Source organism: Bacillus sp. LR--39 (assembly GCF_053613335.1).
In genome coordinates this window covers 1-605 of the sequence record NZ_JBSIOT010001191.1, presented here as the reverse complement: position 1 = coordinate 605, position 605 = coordinate 1, and the positions used below count along the sequence as shown (strand labels likewise).

The following is a 605-nucleotide window of genomic DNA, read 5'->3' as shown; positions in this document are numbered from 1 at the left end:
GGGAGAATAGAAGGAGGAACTGACAAACATGCTGTTTATCGATAATCAAAATATTACAGATCCGAGGATCAACTTGGCGATTGAGGAGTACTGCTTAAAGCATCTCGATCCTGAAGAGACGTATCTGCTGTTTTATATCAACCAGCCGTCGATCATCATCGGCAAAAATCAAAATACGATCGAGGAAATCAACACAAAATATGTAGATGAAAACGGGATCATTGTCGTCCGCAGGCTGTCAGGCGGCGGAGCTGTCTACCATGATCTCGGGAACTTGAACTTCAGTTTTATTACGAAGGACGACGGCAACAGCTTCCACAACTTCAAGAAGTTTACTGAGCCCGTTGTGGCCGCTTTAAAACGGCTTGGCGTCGATGCGGAGCTGAGCGGCCGAAACGATTTGATGGCAAACGGCCGGAAAATCTCGGGAAACGCCCAGTTTTCAACGAAAGGAAGAATGTTCAGCCACGGCACGCTGTTGTTCGATTCTGAGATTGAACATGTCGTATCGGCTTTAAAAGTGAAAAAAGATAAAATCGAATCAAAAGGCATTAAATCGATCAGGAGCCGTGTGGCCAATATTAGCGAGTTTCTCGATCAGAAGA

General features: G+C 45.3%; 1 pseudogene. It reads left to right on the top strand.

From position 1 onward, the window contains the following. Nucleotides 1-28: 28 nt before the first annotated feature. Nucleotides 29-605 (top strand): annotated as a pseudogene (gene lplJ, locus ACWHAR_RS29350) (lipoate--protein ligase LplJ); the annotation flags it as partial.